The sequence below is a fragment of the Bacteroides stercorirosoris genome (genome assembly GCF_900142015.1).
GTDB lineage: Bacteria > Bacteroidota > Bacteroidia > Bacteroidales > Bacteroidaceae > Bacteroides > Bacteroides stercorirosoris.
Genome location: NZ_FQZN01000026.1, coordinates 57,238 through 79,337, shown reverse-complemented (window position 1 = coordinate 79,337; position 22,100 = coordinate 57,238). Strand labels below are relative to the sequence as shown.

General features: G+C 46.9%; 18 protein-coding genes. 13 read left to right on the top strand and 5 right to left on the bottom strand.

Annotation, left to right across the window (positions count from 1 at the left end):
* Window positions 1-177: 177 nt before the first annotated feature.
* Together BUC01_RS18340 and BUC01_RS18335 are read right to left on the bottom strand one after the other, a co-directional pair.
* Entirely contained in the window at window positions 178-969 is a 792-nt protein-coding gene (locus tag BUC01_RS18340; RefSeq protein ID WP_025835686.1) for a porin family protein, read from the bottom strand.
* 15 nt (window positions 970-984) lie between these two features.
* Window positions 985-2,121: a PCMD domain-containing protein gene (locus BUC01_RS18335; protein WP_025835684.1), complete on the bottom strand. Its 1,137-nt coding sequence runs from the start codon at window positions 2,119-2,121 to the stop codon at window positions 985-987.
* Window positions 2,122-2,253: 132 nt separating this feature from the next.
* Between BUC01_RS18335 and BUC01_RS18330 the strand changes: the two genes are divergently transcribed.
* Window positions 2,254-3,540: an L-cysteine desulfidase family protein gene (locus tag BUC01_RS18330; protein ID WP_073314450.1), complete on the top strand. Its 1,287-nt coding sequence runs from the start codon at window positions 2,254-2,256 to the stop codon at window positions 3,538-3,540.
* Between the two features lie 74 nt (window positions 3,541-3,614).
* On the opposite strand, the gene BUC01_RS18325 is transcribed toward BUC01_RS18330, so the two are convergent.
* Window positions 3,615-4,208 (bottom strand): FKBP-type peptidyl-prolyl cis-trans isomerase, encoded by a 594-nt coding sequence (locus BUC01_RS18325; RefSeq protein WP_025835682.1) that lies wholly within the window; start codon window positions 4,206-4,208, stop codon window positions 3,615-3,617.
* Window positions 4,209-4,805: 597 nt separating this feature from the next.
* Between BUC01_RS18325 and ilvD the strand changes: the two genes are divergently transcribed.
* Genes ilvD through ilvC form a run of 5 tightly spaced genes read left to right on the top strand, consistent with a single transcriptional unit; the run spans window position 4,806 to window position 10,793 of the window.
* Window positions 4,806-6,605 (top strand): dihydroxy-acid dehydratase, encoded by a 1,800-nt coding sequence (gene ilvD, locus BUC01_RS18320; RefSeq protein WP_073314448.1) that lies wholly within the window; start codon window positions 4,806-4,808, stop codon window positions 6,603-6,605.
* 49 nt (window positions 6,606-6,654) lie between these two features.
* Window positions 6,655-8,349 carry a biosynthetic-type acetolactate synthase large subunit gene (gene ilvB / locus BUC01_RS18315; protein ID WP_025835680.1) on the top strand — a complete coding sequence of 565 codons (1,695 nt, stop codon included), beginning with the start codon at window positions 6,655-6,657 and terminating at the stop codon, window positions 8,347-8,349.
* Between the two features lie 34 nt (window positions 8,350-8,383).
* Window positions 8,384-8,953, top strand: a complete 570-nt coding sequence (ilvN, locus tag BUC01_RS18310) for an acetolactate synthase small subunit (RefSeq protein ID WP_025835679.1) — start codon at window positions 8,384-8,386, stop codon at window positions 8,951-8,953.
* A complete protein-coding gene (locus BUC01_RS18305) occupies window positions 8,946-9,695 on the top strand; it encodes an acyl-[acyl-carrier-protein] thioesterase (protein ID WP_025835677.1) in 750 nt (249 codons plus the stop codon). Before ilvN ends, BUC01_RS18305 begins: the two co-directional genes overlap by 8 nt.
* A gap of 54 nt (window positions 9,696-9,749) precedes the next feature.
* On the top strand, window positions 9,750-10,793 hold the full coding sequence (ilvC, locus tag BUC01_RS18300; protein ID WP_009130704.1) for a ketol-acid reductoisomerase: 1,044 nt from the start codon (window positions 9,750-9,752) through the stop codon (window positions 10,791-10,793).
* A gap of 79 nt (window positions 10,794-10,872) precedes the next feature.
* Here ilvC and BUC01_RS18295 read toward each other — a convergent pair whose 3' ends face one another.
* Entirely contained in the window at window positions 10,873-12,765 is a 1,893-nt protein-coding gene (locus BUC01_RS18295) for an AAA domain-containing protein (protein WP_073314446.1), read from the bottom strand.
* 101 nt (window positions 12,766-12,866) lie between these two features.
* Between BUC01_RS18295 and BUC01_RS25575 the strand changes: the two genes are divergently transcribed.
* The 7 genes from BUC01_RS25575 (at window position 12,867) to BUC01_RS18265 (ending at window position 20,999) form a co-directional block, all read left to right on the top strand.
* Complete coding sequence (locus BUC01_RS25575; RefSeq protein WP_175560899.1) at window positions 12,867-13,028, top strand: hypothetical protein; 162 nt, start codon at window positions 12,867-12,869, stop codon at window positions 13,026-13,028.
* Between the two features lie 196 nt (window positions 13,029-13,224).
* A complete protein-coding gene (locus BUC01_RS18290; RefSeq protein WP_073314443.1) occupies window positions 13,225-15,468 on the top strand; it encodes an aconitate hydratase in 2,244 nt (747 codons plus the stop codon).
* 3 nt (window positions 15,469-15,471) lie between these two features.
* Window positions 15,472-16,620 (top strand): NADP-dependent isocitrate dehydrogenase, encoded by a 1,149-nt coding sequence (icd, locus tag BUC01_RS18285; RefSeq protein ID WP_025832082.1) that lies wholly within the window; start codon window positions 15,472-15,474, stop codon window positions 16,618-16,620.
* Between the two features lie 25 nt (window positions 16,621-16,645).
* Window positions 16,646-17,989, top strand: a complete 1,344-nt coding sequence (locus tag BUC01_RS18280; protein WP_025832083.1) for a citrate/2-methylcitrate synthase — start codon at window positions 16,646-16,648, stop codon at window positions 17,987-17,989.
* An 82-nt stretch (window positions 17,990-18,071) separates the two neighbouring features.
* Window positions 18,072-18,833, top strand: a complete 762-nt coding sequence (locus BUC01_RS18275; protein ID WP_073314440.1) for a DUF1295 domain-containing protein — start codon at window positions 18,072-18,074, stop codon at window positions 18,831-18,833.
* A 44-nt stretch (window positions 18,834-18,877) separates the two neighbouring features.
* Window positions 18,878-20,098: an NADH:flavin oxidoreductase gene (locus BUC01_RS18270; RefSeq protein ID WP_025832084.1), complete on the top strand. Its 1,221-nt coding sequence runs from the start codon at window positions 18,878-18,880 to the stop codon at window positions 20,096-20,098.
* 55 nt (window positions 20,099-20,153) lie between these two features.
* Window positions 20,154-20,999: an SDR family NAD(P)-dependent oxidoreductase gene (locus BUC01_RS18265; RefSeq protein WP_025832085.1), complete on the top strand. Its 846-nt coding sequence runs from the start codon at window positions 20,154-20,156 to the stop codon at window positions 20,997-20,999.
* Between the two features lie 73 nt (window positions 21,000-21,072).
* Here the strand turns inward: BUC01_RS18265 and pfkA are convergent, their stop codons facing one another.
* Window positions 21,073-22,053 carry a 6-phosphofructokinase gene (gene pfkA / locus BUC01_RS18260; protein ID WP_025832086.1) on the bottom strand — a complete coding sequence of 327 codons (981 nt, stop codon included), beginning with the start codon at window positions 22,051-22,053 and terminating at the stop codon, window positions 21,073-21,075.
* Between the last annotated feature and the right edge of the window lie 47 nt (window positions 22,054-22,100).

Genomic DNA, 22,100 nt, shown 5'->3' with positions numbered 1-22,100 from the left:
AGACTTTACAGAAAAAAATTAAGAGAAAAGCTCACGTAAAGTAAAACTGTTCTCTTAATTTATTAGAAAGAGGGACATTTACTGAATATCCCTAAATAGTTTTCCTGATATATATATAAAGAAACGGGAGTTATCAAAAGACTGATAACTCCCGTTTCTTTTATGTATAAATTCTCTTTAGAATGAATATCCAAATCCTATATTTAGATAAATAGGATACATTGCAAAAGAGATTGTATTGAAATCCTTCTTGAAGATATCATTTAACCCCCAAGTCAGGTCAGCATAAACATTCAGATGTTTGAAAGCTTTCCATTCGCCACCCAACTGAATACCCCACTGAAATTTGCGGAGATCGTCAGAAAAGTCATACGTTGCAATGCTTTCGCCGGAAAACTCTACGCGTGAACCGGTTTCGTCAGGTGTACGGAGATGTCCTTCATAAACATGACCGGAGAAGTCTCCTTCTAACATGTAAGAAAAATAGGGGCCAGCTACAAGTTTCCAACGTTTACTGATTTTATAGTTGGCAAGTACGGGTACCGTAAGATAGGAATTCTTAACCTTAGTCTTCACACCTCCCGTCCATAAGCCTTCCAACTCTCCACCGTTGGTATTGATAATTTTCATACCATAGTTCTTTACGGTAGCCTCTGTAGTCATATTCTTGTTTTCCAGGCGCAGTCCTAAAGTTAATCCCCATATTTTCTTTTCATCTAACCATTTGGTGGCATTACCTTCAATAGAGATTGCCATACTGGGAACATAACTATCTATTTTGCGTATCTCTTTGGGCAAAGGCAATGGCGCTGTACCTCCAATGCTGAATCCTGCTTTCAATGAATATTCCCAACCTCGAAGATATGATTGAGTAATGCTATGGGTTCTGTCTCCCTGTGCCTTTACAGATGTAATTCCCACCACTGCCAGCAGTAATGTGATAATAATAATGTTATTATATTTCTTCATAATCATTTTTGCTTTTTAGATATCCTCACACACCAATTCCACCTCATCTATATAGAGCGTACTTCCTACTGCACCTTTAAACCGATCTCCGTCTATGCTTGAAGAGAATATAATACCAAGTTTATATTTTCCATTCTGGAGTTTCTGTTTATCGAGTACTTTTCCATTCTGTGATTCAAACGGTAATCTGAATTCAGTCCAAGTATCAGTTTCCACTGCGTCTTCTTCTTTTATTTGTGCCAGATATACCAATTTGTCAGAAGTCTTTGCATTGGTACCATCCAGCATAAATGAATTTTCGTCAGCTTCATACATGATAGCATAGATATCAAACCTGTCTTTAGGCCCATTTTGAGGCGTCCCATTTTCTGTATAAACAGGACCGGCCTTATATTTAAAATATCCTCTGAGTCCCACGGGACGTTTATAAAATTGGAAGCCGAAAGTTGTTGCTTTTAGTGCACCGCTTGCTCCTGACAATGCTTTTCCAACATCAAAATTGCCAATAAATAAGTTTCCTGCAGCAATATACATTTTTACCATTGATCCGAAACTTCCGGTATCCTTAGTTTCCAGTTTAACACATTTACCTTCATGACCGCCATCTACCAGTACGGTTGGATAATCTGTAGCTCCGTTTGCCATAAAGGTTAACTTATAGCCTGGATTTCCACTGGACCATTGCAAATATTGCCAGGCACCTTTTGCTGAATAAGATTCTTCATATATGATATGGAAAGGCTCTTCGGTAGTTACAAGATGTTCAAAATGATAGGAAGTTGGCAATTCAGGGGCTTTAAGATTGACTCTGTAAGTAGGTGAAAATTTGCCATCTTCTGAAGTTACTGTGAATGAACGAGAGTTGTCTCCTTCGCTGAAATTATAGATATTTCCGTTATCTCCTGATTTAGTTTCGTTTGCTTTAATAGTGGCTCCTTCAGGTAAATTAAACATCAATTCTTGTTTTGAAAGATCTGCACCGTTATTTACATATACATCGACTACTTTATCTTTTGCATTGATGTTTGCCAATTGCACATCAGCACCTGTACAGCCATCAATGGCTGCTTCAGAATTAAGCGCTTCGTCTTGTATACAAGAAGATAGGGCAAGTGCCACAAAGAAACACGAGGTCAGCGTTTTAATCTTCATTTAATTCAGTTTTTGGTTATTAATAATGTAAAACTCGGGCGCAAAGTTAAGTTTCTTTTTTGAAATAGAAGACTTTGCATCCATATTAAAAACATTTTTTCTAAATTTGTGTCCATTAAAAATCGTGAAATAATGATAACTGAGTTAGAGAGAAAACGGATAATCGACCTGATACATCAGGAGGTTGTGCCTGCTATTGGGTGTACAGAACCCATTGCAGTGGCGTTATGCGTGGCTAAAGCAACAGAAACACTGGGAATGAAACCTGAAAAAATCAATGTGTTGCTAAGTGCTAATATTCTGAAAAACGCTATGGGAGTGGGCATTCCGGGTACCGGGATGATTGGATTGCCCATCGCAATTGCGCTGGGAGCACTGATTGGAAAATCGGACTATCAACTGGAAGTGCTGAAAGACAGTACCCCCGATGCTGTGGAAGAAGGAAAGCGATTCATTGAGGAAAAACGCATCCATATTTCGCTGAAAGAGAATATCGAAGAAAAACTGTATATTGAAATCTGCTGTGAAGCCGGAGATAACCGGGCCACTGCAGTGATTGCCGGAGGACATACCACCTTTATATATATAGAACATAACGGAGAAATCCTGTTGCAGAAACAGCATGTGGCAGGGGATGAAGAGGAAGAAGAAACTGTAGAACTGAGCTTGCGTAAAGTTTATGATTTTGCCTTAAATGCTCCGTTGGATGAGATTCGTTTCATCCTTGAAACTGCCCGTTTGAATAAAATTGCTGCCGAACGTTCGTTCGAAGGCGAATATGGTCATTGCCTGGGTAAGATATTGCGTGGCGCTTACGAGCATAAAGTGATGGGTGATAGTGTCTTTTCGCATATCCTCTCTTATACTTCGGGCGCTTGTGATGCCCGTATGGCAGGAGCTATGATTCCGGTGATGAGCAATTCGGGCAGTGGTAATCAAGGTATATCCGCTACTCTGCCGGTTTTGGTGTATGCCGAAGAGAATGGAAAATCGGAAGAAGAATTGATACGTGCCCTGATGTTGAGTCATCTGACGGTGATCTATATCAAACAAAGTCTGGGACGTTTATCTGCTCTGTGCGGTTGCGTCGTTGCTGCTACCGGTTCCAGTTGCGGCATCACGTGGCTGATGGGGGGAACTTATGAGCAAGTGGCTTATGCCGTTCAGAATATGATAGCCAACCTTACGGGTATGATTTGTGACGGTGCGAAGCCCAGCTGTGCGTTGAAAGTAACCACTGGTGTATCTACCGCTGTTCTTTCCGCCATCATGGCCATGGAAAACCGTTGTGTAACTTCTGTAGAGGGAATTATTGATGAAGATGTGGATCAAAGTATCCGTAATCTGACCAAGATAGGGTCGAAAGGAATGAATGAAACGGATAAACTGGTGCTGGAGATAATGACGGGGAAGAATTGACAATTGATAATTGAAAATTGACAATTGCTGCGCTGTATGCTGCATAGTAATTGTCAATTTTCATTTTTCAATTATCAATGATTGCATCCGCATCCACATCCCTGGTGGTCGTGATCGCCGCAACCGTCACCGCAATCTTCACCACAGCTGTCGCAACCGCAACTGCATCCGCCACCGCTCATCATACGGGCGATTTCAGCCAGTTCTTCATTAGTTGCCGGACGGCTTTCTACGATTTCACCTACGAAGTTCAGGTCGCAACCTGCTAACGGGTGATTCATATCCATAACAACTACGTCTGCTTTAACTTCCTGTACAGTTCCGTTGATGCGTTGACCTTCGGCGGTCATCAGAGGAACGATGTTACCTGCTACAATACGTTCGCTGTCGAACTTGCCGTCTACCTCGAAGATTTGCTTCGGAAGGTCGATTACATGTTCTTCGTCAAAGTCACCGTAAGCATCTGCGCAAGCGATGGTGAAGTCGAACTTATCACCAGCTTTCAGATCCTTCACTTGGTCTTCGAAAGACTCTAAAGTCAAACCCAGACCGGAAATGAATTGGAACGGATGTTCGGCTGTTGCTTCTTCGGTGAAGTCTTTTTCACCATCTTCTATAGCGTATAATTTATAAGCTACGGTAATGTACTTGTTTTCTACTGTTTCCATATTCTGTCTTTTTTATGAATAATTCTTTTTTCAAGAAGCGACAAAGGTACGAAATAAATCTGAAAGGAGGGATGGGTAGGGAGGAAATTCAGGAAAACACACCCAAATAGCATCTCCATACTATCTCCGTATCCGGTCCACACCTGCTCCACACCTGCTCCACATCATCTCCGTATTTTTCCTTTTGCTATAGACGTGGAGAAAATACGGAGCAGACATGGCTCTGATAGGACTCTGTTTTCTTTTGAAGATATAGGCAAATTACTTATTTTTAGCCTGAATAAGTGATAAAATAAGATTTAAAAGCGGTGTTTTCTTACGATTAATCATATTTATCTCATTTTTTTCTTCAAATTGTTTGGAGTTTATAAAAAAGCCCTTACCTTTGCAGCACAATTAACAAGAACAGTAAAGTAAATTAAGTTATGAATCTGCATACATCTATTAACCTGGCAGTCCTGCATATTATTCGCGTCGTGGTCTTGGAGTCAAGAGCGTGAGAAAGGTTATTGTATGTATTCGTACGTTAAGATATCAATTTAGGAGCCTTTCTCACCATACGTGAGAGAGGCTTTTTAATTAAAAGGAGATTTGAAGATGAAACACCAATTACGCAGTTCGTTCAGCACGCAAGGCCGCCGTATGGCAGGTGCACGTGCGTTGTGGATGGCAAACGGCATGAAGAAAGAACAATTAGGAAAGCCTATTATCGCGATAGTCAACTCATTTACGCAGTTTGTTCCCGGACATGTGCACTTGCACGAGATAGGACAACAGGTGAAAGCTGAGATTGAGAAGCTGGGATGCTTTGCTGCCGAATTTAATACGATTGCCATTGATGACGGTATTGCAATGGGACACGACGGCATGCTCTATTCGCTTCCTTCACGCGATATCATTGCCGACAGCGTAGAATATATGGTGAATGCGCACAAGGCGGATGCGATGGTTTGCATCAGTAACTGCGACAAGATCACTCCGGGTATGCTGATGGCTGCCATGCGCCTCAATATCCCTACGGTGTTCGTTTCCGGCGGACCGATGGAAGCCGGTGAATGGAATGGGCAGCATCTCGACTTGATTGACGCTATGATTAAATCGGCGGATGAGAGTGTAAGTGATGCCGATGTTGCTCAGATTGAGCAACATGCCTGTCCCTCTTGTGGTTGTTGTTCCGGTATGTTTACCGCCAATTCGATGAACTGTCTGAACGAAGCCATCGGTCTGGCATTGCCGGGCAACGGAACCATTGTGGCCACTCATGCCAACCGTACACAGCTCTTCAAGGATGCCGCGAAACTGATTGTGGAAAACGCTTATAAATATTATGAAAACGGGGATGAAAGCGTACTTCCCCGAAGCATCGCTACCCGTCAGGCTTTTCTGAATGCCATGACGCTGGACATCGCGATGGGTGGTTCAACCAACACTGTGCTTCACCTGCTGGCTGTGGCGCACGAGGCGGAGGCTGACTTCAAGATGGACGACATTGATATGCTGTCCCGCAAGACTCCTTGTTTGTGTAAGGTTGCCCCGAATACTCAGAAGTATCATATTCAAGACGTGAATCGTGCCGGAGGCATCATCGCTATCATGAGCGAGCTTGCCAAAGGCGGCTTAGTCAATACGGACGTGAAACGCGTAGACGGCAGGTCGCTGGCGGAAGTTATTGATAAATACAGTATTACCAGTCCTAATGTTTGCGAGGAAGCCGTGAAGAAGTACAAGAGTGCTGCCGCCGGAAAATTCAATCTGGTGCTGGGCTCACAAGATGTTTATTATAAGGAACTGGACACAGACCGTGCCGAAGGTTGCATCCGCGACTTGGAACATGCTTACAGCAAAGACGGCGGACTGGCTGTTCTGAAAGGTAACATTGCCCAGGACGGTTGTGTGGTGAAGACTGCGGGTGTGGACGAAAGCATTTGGAAGTTCACCGGCCCAGCCAAAGTGTTCGATTCACAGGAAGCTGCCTGTGACGGTATTCTTGGCGGAAAAGTTGTCAGCGGTGATGTTGTGGTCATTACTCACGAAGGCCCGAAAGGCGGTCCGGGTATGCAGGAAATGCTTTATCCGACTTCGTATATCAAATCGCGCCATCTGGGTAAGGAATGTGCGCTGATTACGGACGGTCGTTTCAGTGGCGGTACATCAGGGCTGAGTATCGGGCATGTTTCTCCCGAAGCGGCTGCCGGAGGCAATATCGGTAAAATCCAGGATGGGGATATTATCGAAATCAATATCCCCGAACGTTCTATTAACGTCAGACTGACGGATGAAGAACTGGCTGCCCGTCCGATGACACCCGTCACCCGCACGCGCGAAGTCTCAAAGAGTCTGAAGGCATACGCAAGTATGGTGAGCTCGGCAGATAAAGGAGCTGTGAGACTTATTTAGTGGAAAGTTGAGAATTGAGAGTGAAGAGTTAAACTTGAAAATTGAAGAAATGAAAGATATGATAACAGGCGCCGAAGCATTGATGCGTTCTCTGGAACATCAGGGGGTAAAGACCATTTTCGGATATCCGGGTGGTTCTATCATGCCGGTATTCGACGCCTTATACGACCATCGGAAGACATTGAACCATATCTTGGTTCGGCACGAACAAGGTGCTGCCCATGCCGCACAAGGCTTTGCCCGTGTATCGGGTGAGGTAGGTGTTTGCCTGGTGACCAGCGGTCCCGGTGCTACAAATACGATTACCGGCATTGCGGATGCTATGATAGACAGTACCCCTCTGGTGGTCATTGCAGGACAGGTAGGCACAGGCTTTTTGGGTACGGACGCTTTTCAGGAAGTAGACCTGGTGGGCATCACGCAGCCTATCGCCAAGTGGAGCTATCAGATACGTAGCGCCGAAGATGTGCCCTGGGCTGTAGCACGTGCTTTCTATGTTGCGAAGAGTGGCCGTCCCGGTCCGGTAGTACTGGACTTTGCCAAGAATGCACAGGTGGAAAAGACAGAATATATTCCCACCAAACTGGATTATATCCGCAGTTACCAGCCTGTTCCCGAAATGGACGACCTGGCTATCCGTCAGGCTGCCGAGCTGATAAATAACGCCGAACGTCCGCTTGTACTGGTGGGACAGGGCGTTGAACTCGGTGGTGCGCAGCAAGAACTCCGTGCTTTCATCGAGAAAGCCGGAATGCCTGCCGGTTGCACCATGCTGGGACTTTCTGCATTGCCCACCGCACATCCGTTGAATAAAGGTATGCTGGGTATGCACGGCAACCTCGGCCCTAATATCAACACCAACAAGTGTGATGTGCTTATTGCCGTGGGAATGCGTTTCGACGACCGTGTGACCGGAAAACTGGACACGTATGCCAAACAAGCGAAAATCATCCATTTTGATATCGACCCCGCCGAGATAGATAAGAATGTGAAGACGGACATTGCCGTACTGGGCGATTGCAAGGAAACTCTTGCCGCCGTTACGGAACTTCTGACCCCTGCCACTCATCAGGAATGGCTGGATAGCTTCCTCCCTTACGAAAAGGTGGAAGATGAAAAGGTAATCCGCCCCGAACTTCATCCGGCGGGCAAATCACTGAGCATGGGCGAAGTGGTGCGCGCTGTAAGTGAGGCGACAAACAACGAAGCCATATTGGTTACCGACGTCGGTCAGAATCAGATGATGTCTGCCCGTTACTTCAAATTCAGCAAGGAACGCAGCATCGTCACCTCCGGCGGACTGGGTACGATGGGTTTCGGACTTCCTGCCGCCATCGGTGCAACTTTCGGACGTCCCGACCGCACGGTTTGCGTATTTATGGGTGATGGTGGTTTGCAGATGAACATTCAGGAGTTGGGAACCATTATGGAACAGAAAGCTCCTGTGAAGATTATCTTGCTGAACAATAACTTCCTGGGCAATGTACGCCAGTGGCAGGCTATGTTCTTCAACCGTCGCTACTCATTCACTCCGATGCTGAATCCGGATTATATGAAGATAGCTTCCGCTTACGAAATCCCTTCACGCCGTGTGATGAAGCGTGAAGAGCTGAAAGGTGCGATAGAAGAGATGCTTGCTACGGACGGTCCGTTCCTGCTGGAAGCTTGTGTGATGGAAGAAGGCAACGTATTGCCGATGACGCCTCCGGGTGGTTCGGTAAACCAGATGTTGTTGGAATGCTAATTCTTCATTCTTCATTTTTAATTCTTCATTTAATATGGACAAGACATTATATACGATAATCGTTCATTCAGAGAACTTCGCCGGTTTACTGAATCAGGTGACTGCTGTGTTTACCCGTCGCCAAATCAATATCGAGAGCCTGAATGTATCGGCTTCGTCCATCAAGGGCGTACACAAGTACACCATTACCGCATGGACGGACAAAGACACCATCGAAAAAGTAACGAAGCAAATCACCAAGAAGATAGATGTGCTGCAAGCGCACTATTTCACGGATGATGAGATTTACCAACACGAGATTGCGCTTTACAAGATAACCACTCCTACGCTGGAAGAAAAGCCGGAAGTATCGAAGGTGATCCGTAAATACAATGCGCGTATCGTAGAAGTGAATGCCGTCTTCGCTATTGTGGAGAAGAACGGCATGGGTGAAGAAATTACCAACCTGTATGACGAGTTGCGTGCCCTCGACTGTGTACTCCAATTCGTGCGTTCGGGACGTGTGGCCATCACCACCAGTTGCTTTGAACGTGTGAACGAATACCTTGCCGACCGTGAAGCCAAATATCGTTTGAAAAAAGAAAAGGAGCAGGACAATGAGTGAGAATGACAAGATAGGGAAATACAAGTTCGTAGCGGAACCCTTCCATGTGGACTTTACCGGACGCCTTACGATGGGTGTGCTGGGCAACCACCTGCTGAACTGTGCCGGCTTCCATGCCAGCGACCGCGGTTTCGGCATCGCTACGTTGAACGAAGACAACTACACGTGGGTGCTTTCGCGCCTTGCCATCGAACTGGATGAAATGCCTTACCAATATGAGGATTTCACCATCTGGACCTGGGTAGAGAATGTGTACCGCCTCTTCACCGACCGTAATTTTGCCTTGCTCAATAAGGAAGGCAATAAAATAGGTTATGCACGTTCCGTATGGGCCATGATTAACCTTAACACCCGTAAGCCCGCCGATTTGCTGGCATTGCACGGAGGCAGCATTGTGGATTATGTGTGTGACGAACTTTGTCCCATTGAGAAACCTTCACGCATCAAGGTGACTTCTGCCGAACCGGTAGCCGCCGTGAAGGCGAAATACAGTGATATCGACATCAACGGCCATGTGAACAGCATCCGTTACATCGAGCACATCATGGATTTGTTTCCGATAGAGATGTATAAAGAAAAACGCATCCGTCGTTTTGAGATGGCATACGTGGCCGAAAGCTATTATGGCGACGAACTCACCTTTTATAAAGATGAATTGGGAGACGGGGCTTTCGACATTGAAGTGAAAAAGAATGGCAGCGAAGTGGTTTGCCGTTCAAGAGTGATATTTACAGAGAAATAATTTTATTAATCAATTAGTTGGCGCAAGCCACAAATAAAAAACTAAAAAAAGAAAATGGCACAGATGAATTTTGGCGGTGTTACTGAGAACGTAATGACGCGTGAAGAATTTCCTTTGGAAAAAGCTCGTGAGATTTTGAAAGATGAAACAATTGCAGTAATCGGTTACGGCGTACAAGGACCGGGACAGGCATGCAACCTGCGCGACAACGGTTTCAACGTAATCGTTGGACAGCGTCCGGGCAAGACTTATGAAAAGGCAGTGGCAGACGGATGGGTTCCGGGCGAAACGCTGTTCGGCATCGAAGAGGCTTGTGAGAAAGGTACTATTATCATGTGCTTGTTGTCCGATGCAGCCGTAATGTCTGTATGGCCTACTATCAAGCCTTATCTGACTCCCGGCAAAGCTCTTTACTTCTCTCATGGTTTTGCTATCACCTGGAGCGACCGCACGGGCGTTGTTCCTCAGAAAGATATCGACGTTATCATGGTTGCTCCTAAAGGTTCCGGTACTTCATTGCGTACCATGTTCCTCGAAGGCCGCGGCTTGAACTCTTCTTACGCTATCTATCAGGATGCTACGGGCAAGGCTATGGACAGAACCATTGCATTGGGTATCGGTATCGGTTCAGGCTATCTGTTTGAAACAACTTTCACTCGCGAAGCCACTTCCGATTTGACCGGTGAACGCGGTTCATTGATGGGCGCTATCCAGGGATTGCTGTTGGCTCAGTACGAAGTATTGCGTGAAAACGGTCATACTCCGTCAGAAGCGTTCAACGAAACGGTGGAGGAACTGACTCAATCATTGATGCCCTTGTTCGCAAAGAACGGTATGGACTGGATGTATGCTAACTGTTCTACTACCGCTCAGCGTGGTGCTTTGGATTGGATGACTCCGTTCCACGATGCTATCAAGCCGGTAGTTGAAAAACTGTATGCAAGCGTTAAGTCCGGTAACGAGGCTCAGATTTCTATCGACAGCAACTCTAAACCCGATTATCGTGACAAACTGAACGAAGAACTTCGCCAGTTGCGCGAAAGTGAAATGTGGCAGACGGCTGTTACGGTTCGTAAGTTGCGTCCGGAGAACAACTAACATATTTGTAACTGTAATCCTGATTTAGCTTCAGGACGTATACTGCATAGGGGAGAAGCAAAAAGCTTCTCCTCTTCTTTTATGCCTTTGAAATCTCTCTGATATAATCAATAAGTTTATGATAGAATTTATGCTGTTTTAGTGTATCAGCATTTCCCAGTATCACCAGTTTCATACGTGCACGGGTGATGGCAACATTCATCCGTCGCAGGTCATTGAGGAAACCTATCTGTCCGTCCTCGTTGGCACGGACAAGGCTGATAAAGACGACATCACGTTCCTGTCCCTGAAAACCATCTACGGTATTAACCGTGAACAGGCTGCGGTAAGGACGCAGGGCGGCGCTTGTCTTTATTTTGTTCCGAAGGTACTGTACTTGCGCTTTATAAGGCGAGATGATACCGAAATCTATCCGTTCGTCGAGAATGCGGTGCCCGCCGATGCGTTGGATATAGTCTTCCAACTCTTTCAGCAGCAAGTGGGCTTCTTCCCGATTGATGCGCCCGAAGGTTTCGCCGACAAATTCTTCTTTGAATTCCATCTCCGAGGTATCTATCCATGTGATGGGAGTATCCCAATCGAGGATGCCGCGGTGGCGTATTTCGGGAGCAGCTTCCAGTTGTCCTTCATAAAACCACTGTGAAGGGAAATTCATGATGGCTTCGTTCATGCGATATTGGATTCTTAATAGGGAGACAACGGAGGGTTTCGTTGTAACGATACGCTCCATTAGCGTATGTTCCAACCCGGCGCGGGCGGCCTCATAACATTTGATGGTGGCAGGTAGCTGGCAATGGTCGCCTGCCAACACGATGCGGTCGGCCTTGCGGATAGCTATCCAGCAGGCGGCTTCGAGTGCTTGGGCAGCTTCATCAATGAATAATGTGCCGAAGCGGCGGCCGCTCAGTACGCGGTGGTTGCTACTGACCAGGGTAGATGCTATGACGTGTGCCGAGTCGAAAAGGTCGGCATTGATTTGTATCTCCAGTTGTGTGGCGCGGTCGCGCAGGCGGCTCATGCGGTTGCGGGCACTTTCGCGTTCTTCGTAACTGCCGCGACGGTGCCCATTCATCTCGCGCATGGCTTTGCGGATGCCCCAAAGCTCGGTATAGGAGGGATGACTCTCGAAGCGGCGTTCGTAAGTAAACGAAAGCATCTTGTCATTTACCCTTGTGGGATTACCGATGCGCAGGACGTTGACGCCACGGTCTACGAGTTTCTCACTAATCCAGTCGACGGCAGTGTTGCTTTGGGCGCAGACCATGACTTGGGGTTCACGGTGAAGCGTTTCATAAATGGCTTCTACGAGAGTAGTTGTCTTTCCCGTTCCCGGAGGGCCATGTACGATAGATACGTCGCGTGAACATAACACTTTATTTACGGCAGTTTCCTGTGTAGAGTTCAGCCAGGGGAAACGTACGGGGTAGAGTTCGCGGGAGCCGGGTTTCAGAGTGCCCAGCATGATGTCGCGCAATTCTGCCAGACGGTTGCCTTTGGCACGGAGTACGTCAGAGAGGGCTTCGAACATGGTACGATAGGAAGTCTCATCAAAATAAAGCTGTACACCGAGGTTATCCGTTGATTGTAGTTCCAGAATGGCGCCTGCACTGGGCATGGTTACCACCATTCTTGCTTCATCGGCATAACTGACGGTACCGGTAAAGTTCATATAGGTGATTTTCCCATCCACTGATTGCCGGAAAAAACATACGGGACGCCCGAACTCGAAATTATGTTCTATATCAGTATCTTCAGTATGTGTAATTTCTATTACCAATTGATTCAGTGAATTGTAGTAACTTCGTCCGGGAGTGGCAGGATACCAGCAAAGTCCCCGTTTCACCTTGCGGGTGACACCCATGGTTTCAGTCTGACGCTTGAACTCTTCTTTTTCATATTCGTATTCCATGCGCAGGAGGAGCTCTTGCCGTTGGAGATGATCGGTTGGGGAAAGAAGTTTTTCGTTATTCATAAATAAAGGAATGATATATGGAGATAAATGATAATTTACCAGCGTGCATCCCCTAAGCCTGAAAGGCTTTTATCTTATAGCCCAGGGTAACACCCTGGGTAATGGATGATTCCATAATCTTACGCCCTGTAAGGGCAAAAGCCCATGTGTGCTGTAATGCCCTTACAGGGCGCAAAGAGAAACACATGGTAATCCCCCAGGGCGTTGCCCTGGGCTATAAGATAAAAGGCTTTCAGCCTACCAGGCACTATCACGTCAATTAGTATGCCGAAAGGAAACCTTGCTCCAGCGCTACGCCGCTAAATTATCATTTATCGCATAGATTTCCCGCAAAGGTAATCATTCTTCTCCTTTGCACGAAGAAATGCTTTAATTTGTTAAACCTTTATGTATTTTAGTTTGTTTATTATATTAATTTGTAATCTTTACAATATTGAAATACTAAAAATTCAAGTGATTATGGTGTATGACGTAACAATGTTAAAGGCCTTTTATGCTGCCTATAAGGGGAAAATAGAACACGTGCGGGCTGTGCTGCAACGCCCGTTGACGCTGGCGGAAAAGATTTTGTATACTCATCTGTATGATGAGAAAGGAGTGAAGAACTACAAGAGGGGAGAAGACTATGTGAACTTCCGTCCCGACCGTGTGGCAATGCAGGATGCGACGGCACAAATGGCATTGCTGCAATTCATGAATGCAGGCCGTGAACAAGCCGCTGTACCTTCTACAGTGCATTGCGACCATCTGATACAGGCTTATAAAGGCGCACGAGAAGACATTGCTACGGCTACCAAAACGAATGAAGAAGTCTATGATTTCCTCCGCGATGTTTCTTCCCGTTACGGTATCGGTTTCTGGCAACCGGGAGCAGGAATCATTCACCAGGTAGTATTGGAGAATTATGCTTTCCCCGGTGGAATGATGGTAGGGACAGACTCTCATACCCCCAATGCCGGTGGCCTGGGCATGGTTGCCATTGGTGTCGGTGGTGCCGATGCGGTAGACGTGATGACCGGTATGGAGTGGGAATTGAAGATGCCCCGCCTGATTGGTGTACACCTGAAAGGTGAGTTGAGCGGTTGGGCTGCTCCGAAAGATGTCATTCTGAAACTGGCAGGCATCTTGACCGTAAAAGGCGGTACAAATGCCATTATCGAGTATTTTGGGTCGGGTACGGCTTCCTTGTCCGCCACCGGAAAAGCTACGATCTGCAACATGGGTGCCGAAGTGGGTGCAACTACTTCACTTTTCCCCTATGACGACCGCATGGCCACTTATCTGAAAGCTACCGGAAGGGAAGAAGTGGCCGGAATGGCAGACTCCGTCGCCGGAGACCTTCGTGCAGATGCCGATATCATGCTTGCTCCGGAAAACTACTACGACCGGGTGATTGAGATCGATCTTTCCAGACTGGAACCATATATCAATGGTCCTTTCACGCCGGATGCCGCCACACCTATTTCAGAATTTGCCGAGAAAGTATTGGCCAACGGTTACCCGCGCAAGATGGAAGTAGGGTTGATAGGTTCGTGTACCAACTCATCTTATCAGGATTTGAGCCGTGCCGTTTCTCTGGCCCGTCAGGTTGAGAAGAAGCATCTGAAGGTTGCCGCCCCCTTAATCGTGAATCCCGGTTCCGAAAGAATACGGGCTACGGCAGAGCGTGACGGAATGATAGAAACTTTTGAGAAAGTTGGCGCTACCATTATGGCGAATGCCTGCGGCCCTTGCATCGGGCAGTGGAAGCGTGAGACGGATGACCCCACCCGCAAGAACTCCATCGTGACTTCTTTCAACCGTAACTTTGCCAAACGTGCGGACGGCAATCCGAATACCTATGCCTTTGTCGCCTCTCCCGAACTGACTATGGCACTGACAATTGCCGGAGACCTTTGCTTCAATCCACTGACAGATGCCTTGGTGAACTGTAAAGGCGAAAAAGTGAAACTCTCCGAACCTGTTGGCGAAGAACTGCCGCCGAAAGGCTTTGCCGAAGGTAGTGAGGGATATATGGCTCCCGGTTGTGAGAAGATGGAAATCACGGTGAATCCTCATTCGCAACGGCTTCAGCTTCTGAAACCCTTCCCGGCATGGGAAGGCACTGATTTACTGAATATGCCTCTCTTGATTAAAGCGCAGGGGAAATGTACCACCGACCATATCTCGATGGCAGGTCCGTGGCTCCGATTCCGTGGACACCTGGAGAATATTTCGGATAATATGCTGATGGGAGCCGTGAATGCTTTCAATGGGGAAACTAATAGTGTATGGAATCGCTCTACCAATACTTACGGGCCGGTTTCCGGTACGGCAAAAATGTATAAGTCCGAAGGAATTTCCTCTATTGTAGTTGCCGAAGAAAACTATGGCGAAGGTTCCAGCCGTGAACATGCCGCTATGGAACCCCGTTTTCTGAATGTTCGCGTGATTCTGGCAAAAAGCTTCGCTCGCATCCACGAAACGAATCTGAAAAAACAAGGAATGTTGGCATTGACTTTCGTGGACAAAGCCGACTACGATAAAATTCAGGAGCACGATTTGATTTCGGTAATCGGCCTGACGGAGTTTGCTCCCGGCCGTAACCTTAAAGTTGTCCTTCACCATGAAGATGGGACGAAAGAAAGTTTTGAAGCTCAACATACGTATAATGAATTGCAGATAAGTTGGTTCCGTGCCGGCTCTGCCCTTAATGCAAGATAAGAAATGGATAAAATTACAGTACCTTTTATCATGGGTGATGGAGTGGGAGTTGAAGTGACCCCCTCCATGCAGGCTATTGTGAATGCTGCCGTGCAGAAAGCCTACAGTGGGCAGCGGCAGATTGAATGGATGGAAGTATGGGCAGGCGAACGGGCTTTCAAAAAGTGCGGCCTGTGGTTGCCCGATGAAACGATGGAAGCCTTTCGCGACTACAAAGTGGGTATCAAAGGCCCGTTGACGACTCCTGTCGGCGGTGGTATTCGCTCTCTGAATGTAGCGTTGCGCCAAACGCTGGATTTGTATGTGTGCCTGCGTCCGGTTCGCTGGTATCAAGGCATTCATTCTCCGGTTCGCCATCCGGAAAAAGTGAATATGTGCGTGTTCCGTGAGAATACGGAAGATATCTATGCAGGTATCGAGTGGGAGGCGGGTACACCGGAGGCGGAAAAATTCTACCGCTTTCTGCATGACGAAATGGGCGTGACGAAAGTACGTTTCCCCAATACGTCATCGTTTGGTGTGAAGCCTGTTTCCAAAGAAGGAACGGAGCGTCTGGTGCGTGCTGCGTGTCGCTATGCGCTCGAAAACAAATTGCCTTCCGTAACATTGGTACACAAAGGCAATATCATGAAGTTTACTGAAGGCGGTTTCAAGAAGTGGGGCTATGAGTTGGCGGAGCGTGAATTCGGTGAGGCATTGGCTGACGGACGTTTGGTCATTAAAGATTGCATAGCGGACGCTTTCCTGCAAAACACCTTGTTGATTCCCGAAGAATATTCCGTAATAGCCACCCTTAATTTGAATGGAGATTATGTTTCCGACCAGTTGGCGGCAATGGTGGGTGGTATCGGCATCGCTCCCGGTGCGAATATCAATTACCAGACGGGGCATGCCATCTTTGAAGCCACACACGGCACAGCACCGAATATTGCAGGCAAAGATATAGTGAATCCTTGCTCCATCATCCTCTCCGCCGTGATGATGCTCGAATATTTAGGCTGGAAAGAACCGGCCTCTCTGATAGAACACGCCCTGGAACGCAGTTTCCTCGATGCCCGTGCCACCGCCGACCTGGCGCGCTTCATGCCCGGCGGCGTCTCTTTGTCTACTTCTGCCTTTACGCGGGAGATTGTAGAAAGAATAGAAAAATAATACTAACGATTAAAACGATACGAAAATGAAGAAGGAATACATCGTTTATAAGCTCTCCGAGAATATGAAGGAAGCTGTTCGGATTGATACTGAATTGTTCTCCAAGTTTGATGTGAAACGCGGTTTGCGTAATGAAGATGGCACGGGTGTGTTGGTCGGGCTTACCCGGATTGGTAACGTAGTGGGTTACGAACGTATTCCCGGCGGTGGCTTGAAGCCGATTCCGGGTAAACTGTTCTACCGGGGATATGATGTGGAAGATATTGTCCACGCATTTGTGAAGGAGAAGCGTTTCGGATTTGAGGAAGTGGCCTATCTGCTGCTGTCCGGTAATCTGCCCGATAAAGAGGAACTGGCTTCTTTCCGCGAACTTATCAATGATAACATGCCGTTGGAGCAGAAAACCAAGATGAATATCATTGAGTTGGAAGGAAACAACATTATGAATATCCTGGCACGCAGCGTACTCGAAATGTACCGCTTCGACCCGGAAGCTGATGACACTTCCCGCGATAATCTGATGCGTCAGAGCATAGACCTCATTTCCAAATTCCCCACTATCATTGCATACGCATACAATATGCTTCGTCATGCCACTTTCGGCCGTTCCTTGCATATCCGCCATCCGCAGGAGAATCTTTCGATTGCCGAGAATTTCCTTCATATGCTGAAACGTGATTATACGCAACTGGACGCCCGTACCCTCGATCTCCTGTTGGTGCTTCAGGCTGAACACGGGGGTGGTAACAACTCTACGTTCACCGTTCGCGTCACTTCTTCAACCGGAACGGATACCTACTCAGCAATTGCTGCCGGTATCGGTTCGCTGAAAGGCCCGCTTCATGGTGGCGCGAATATTCAGGTGGCCGATATGTTTCACCATTTGCAGGAGAACATACAGGACTGGACGAATGTGGACGAGATTGACACGTACTTCACCCGTATGCTGAATAAGGAAGTGTATAACAAGACCGGACTGATTTATGGTATCGGCCATGCCGTCTATACGATTTCCGACCCGCGTGCCATCTTATTGAAGGAACTGGCCCGAGACCTTGCCAAAGAGAAAGGGAAAGAACGTGAATTTGCTTTCCTTGAACTGCTGGAAGAGCGTGCCATCGAAGTGTTCGGCCGTGTGAAGAATAACGGAAAGACAGTATCGAGCAATGTTGACTTCTATTCCGGTTTTGTTTATGAGATGATCGGATTGCCGCAGGAAATCTTTACGCCGCTGTTTGCTATGGCCCGTATCGTCGGCTGGTGTGCCCACCGTAACGAAGAATTGAACTTCGAAGGTAAGCGCATCATCCGTCCGGCCTACAAGAATGTGCTCGAAGAAACAGCTTATGTGCCTATCAAGAAACGATAAGTTTTTGTAAACTATTTAGGGGGAGAAAGTTTTCTTTTTCCCCCTTTTTCTATATCTTTGCCCGTACTTAAATCGAAACAGTATGGAGCAAGAGACTTTCCGGATATTTCTTGGTGTGATGAGCATCATCGCACTATTCGTTTTTATCGCACTTTACTTTATCAAGGCGGGGTATGGAATGTTCCGCACGGCATCGTGGGGCTTTTCGATTAACAATAAACTGGCTTGGATACTGATGGAGGCACCGGTATTTATTGTGATGGCAATACTTTGGTGGAATTCCGACCGTTATCATTTGCTTGTTCCGCTGATCTTCTTCCTTTTATTTCAACTGCATTATTTTCAGCGTGCGTTTATTTTCCCTTTATTGCTGAAGGGGAAGGGCCGGATGCCGCTTGCCATTATGCTGATGGGAGTGGTGTTCAACCTGTTGAATGGTTTCATGCAGGGCGAATGGCTCTTTTATCTGGCACCCGCTACTCTCTATACACCTGCTTGGCTGATGACTCCCCAGTTTATTATCGGGGTATTATTGTTTTTCACCGGCATGGCTATTAACTGGTATTCTGATTACATCATCCGCCATTTGCGCAAACCGGGAGATACACAGCACTACCTGCCATCGCGAGGTATGTATCGTTATGTCACTTCTGCCAATTACTTCGGTGAGATAGTGGAATGGACGGGCTGGGCGATACTGACGTGGTCGCTTTCCGGACTCGTTTTCCTGTGGTGGACTGTGGCCAATCTGGTTCCGCGTGCCAATGCCATTTGGCATCACTATAAAGAAGAATTTGGAGATGAGGTAGGAGACAGGAAACGTGTTTTCCCCTTTCTCTATTAATCTCTCTCTTATAAATCATAAATCACAAATCATAAATAATACTCATGAGCAAGTTGTTTACTCCTGTAACTTTTGGTCCGCTGACGTTACGGAACCGTACTATCCGTTCGGCGGCATTTGAAAGTATGTGTCCGGGTAATGTTCCTTCGCAAATGTTGCTTGACTATCACCGCTCAGTTGCGGCTGGGGGTATTGGTATGACTACTGTGGCCTATGCAGCCGTCACTCAAAGTGGATTATCCTTCGACCGTCAATTGTGGATGCGGCCTGAAATCATTCCCGGATTAAAGGAACTGACTGATGCTGTACATGCCGAAGGTGCTGCTGCGGCTATCCAATTGGGACATTGCGGCAATATGTCGCATAAAAGTATCTGTGGTGTTACTCCTGTCGGAGCTTCCACCGGTTTCAATCTTTATTCACCTACTTTCGTTCGTGGCTTGAAAAAAGAAGAATTGCCGGAGATGGCACGTGCGTATGGCCGTGCTGTGAATCTGGCTCGTGAAGCAGGTTTTGATGCCGTTGAAATACATGCCGGACACGGATATCTGATTTCTCAGTTTCTTTCTCCTTATACTAATCACCGTAAGGATTGCTTCGGTGGTTCGCTGGAAAACCGGATGCGTTTTATGGATATGGTGATGGAAGAAGTGATGAAAGCTGCCGGAACCGATATGGCTGTATTGGTGAAGATGAATATGCGTGACGGGTTTCGTGGCGGTATGGAAATGGATGAAACGATGCAGGTGGCAAGGCGTCTGGAGCAATCGGGCGCTCATGCATTGGTGTTGAGCGGAGGTTTTGTTAGTAAAGCTCCTATGTATGTGATGCGTGGCCGGATGCCTATTCGTTCTATGACTCACTATATGGATTGCTGGTGGCTGAAGTATGGTGTGCGGATGGTAGGAAAATGGATGATTCCGACTGTCCCATTCAAGGAGGCCTATTTCCTGGAGGATGCGTTGAAGTTTCGGGCGGAAATCAAGATGCCGCTGGTGTATGTGGGTGGTTTAGTGTCTCGTGAAAAGATAGATGAGGTGTTGGATGATGGTTTTGAAGCCGTGCAGATGGCGCGTGCATTGCTCAATGAACCGGGCTTTGTCAACCGTATGCGCGAAGAGGAGAACGCACGTTGCAATTGTAAGCATAGCAATTACTGCATTGCCCGGATGTATTCCATCGAGATGGCATGTCATCAACACTTAAATGAAGAACTTCCGGCTTGCCTGAAACGGGAAATCAGGAATATTGAGGCTGAAGGGTAATAGCTAGATGACAGTGATTTTTGCTTTGACATACTTTCTCATTATTATATAATTGATGGAACAGAAACTTGCAATCATAACCGGGGCAGACGGTGGCATGGGAATGGAGATTACACGTGCCGTTGCCTCTGCCGGATATAAAATAATCATGGCGTGCCGTGACTCGCAACTTGCAGAACCAAAGCGGCAATTATTAATGCAGGAAACCGGAAATACGGCACTTGAGATAGTATCGCTTGATCTTTCTTCTTTATCTTCCGTGGCTTCCTTTGCCAATATCCTCCTTCAACGGGGCGAAGTAATCACCTTATTGATGAATAATGCCGGAACCATGGAAACCGCCCGAACTATCACCGAAGATGGCTTGGAGCGTACCGTCAGCGTCAACTACGTAGGTCCTTATCTTCTGACCCGTAAGTTGCTGCCATTGATGGGTGAGGGGAGCCGTATTGTGAACATGGTATCCTGTACATATGCCATTGGCAAACTGGATTTCCCGGATTTCTTCCTGCGTGGAAAGAAAGGTGCTTTTTGGCGCATCCCGATTTATAGTAATACGAAACTGGCATTGACCCTGTTTACGATAGCTTTAGCGGAAAGGGTAAAGGAGAAGGGAATTGTTGTCAATGCTGCAGATCCGGGTATTGTTTCCACTAAGATTATAACCATGCATATGTGGTTTGACCCGCTGACAGATGTGTTTTTCCGTCCGTTCATCCGTACTCCCCGGCAAGGTGCGGCAACGGCAGTTAGTTTGTTGCTGAATGAGGAAGCGGGGCAACGTACCGGAACACTGAATGTGAGTTGCCATCCTAAGGTGCTTTCTGAAAAGTACACTCACCATGTACAGATGAAAGAGTTGTGGGATAAAACGGAAGAAATTGTAGCCAAGTGGCTATAATAATGGGTGCATCCCGGACGAATGATTATTCGTCCGGGATGCACCCATTATTATAACTTGAAATATTTGCGAATTAAATAGATAATTCTCTCAGAACATTCACCAACTCTCTCTTAATCGGCTTATCATTCTTGATCGCTTTAGTGAAGGGCACATATACCACTTCGTCATGCTCGATACCGATCATCACGTTTCGTTGTCCTTCCATGATTGCATCAATGGCAGCTGCACCGAGTCGGCTGGCAAGAATACGGTCGTGAGCCGTAGGGCTTCCACCACGTTGCAGGTGACCGAGAATGGTAACGCGTACGTCATATTGAGGGTACTCGTTCTTCACGCGTTCTGCAAAATGCATGGCACCGCCTGTCAGTTCACTTTCGGCTACAAGCACGATACTGCTGTTCTTGGATTTGCGGAAACCGTTCTTGATAAACTCTTCCAGTTGGTCGACTTCCGTACTGAATTCCGGAATAATGGCTGCTTCCGCACCCGATGCGATGGCGCCGTTCAAAGCAAGGAAACCGGCATCACGTCCCATAACTTCGACAAAAAATAAACGTTCGTGAGAAGTAGCGGTATCGCGAATCTTATCTACTGCATCCAGAATCGTATTCAAAGCAGTATCATAACCAATGGTCGTATCCGTTCCGTACAAGTCATTATCAATCGTACCCGGTAATCCGATACACGGTACATCGAATTCCTGTGCGAAGACGCGGGCACCTGTCAGTGAGCCGTCACCACCGATGATAACCAAAGCGTCGATACCTTCTTTCTTCATGTTATCATACGCTATCTGGCGTCCTTCGGGTGTTGTGAATTCCTGGCAGCGGGCTGTTTTCAAAATTGTACCGCCCAGTTGTATAATATTACTTACGTTCTGGCTCTTGAATTCTTTGATTTCACCGGTTACCAGACCTCTGTAACCTCTATATATACCTTTTACTTGTAGTCCGTTGTAAATAGCAGAGCGTGTCACCGCACGAATAGCGGCGTTCATCCCCGGTGCATCACCACCGGATGTCAAAATACCTATGCACTTAACTGTTCCCATAACAATCTTTTAGTTTGATGTTAATAATCGCTGCACCGCAGCCTGTT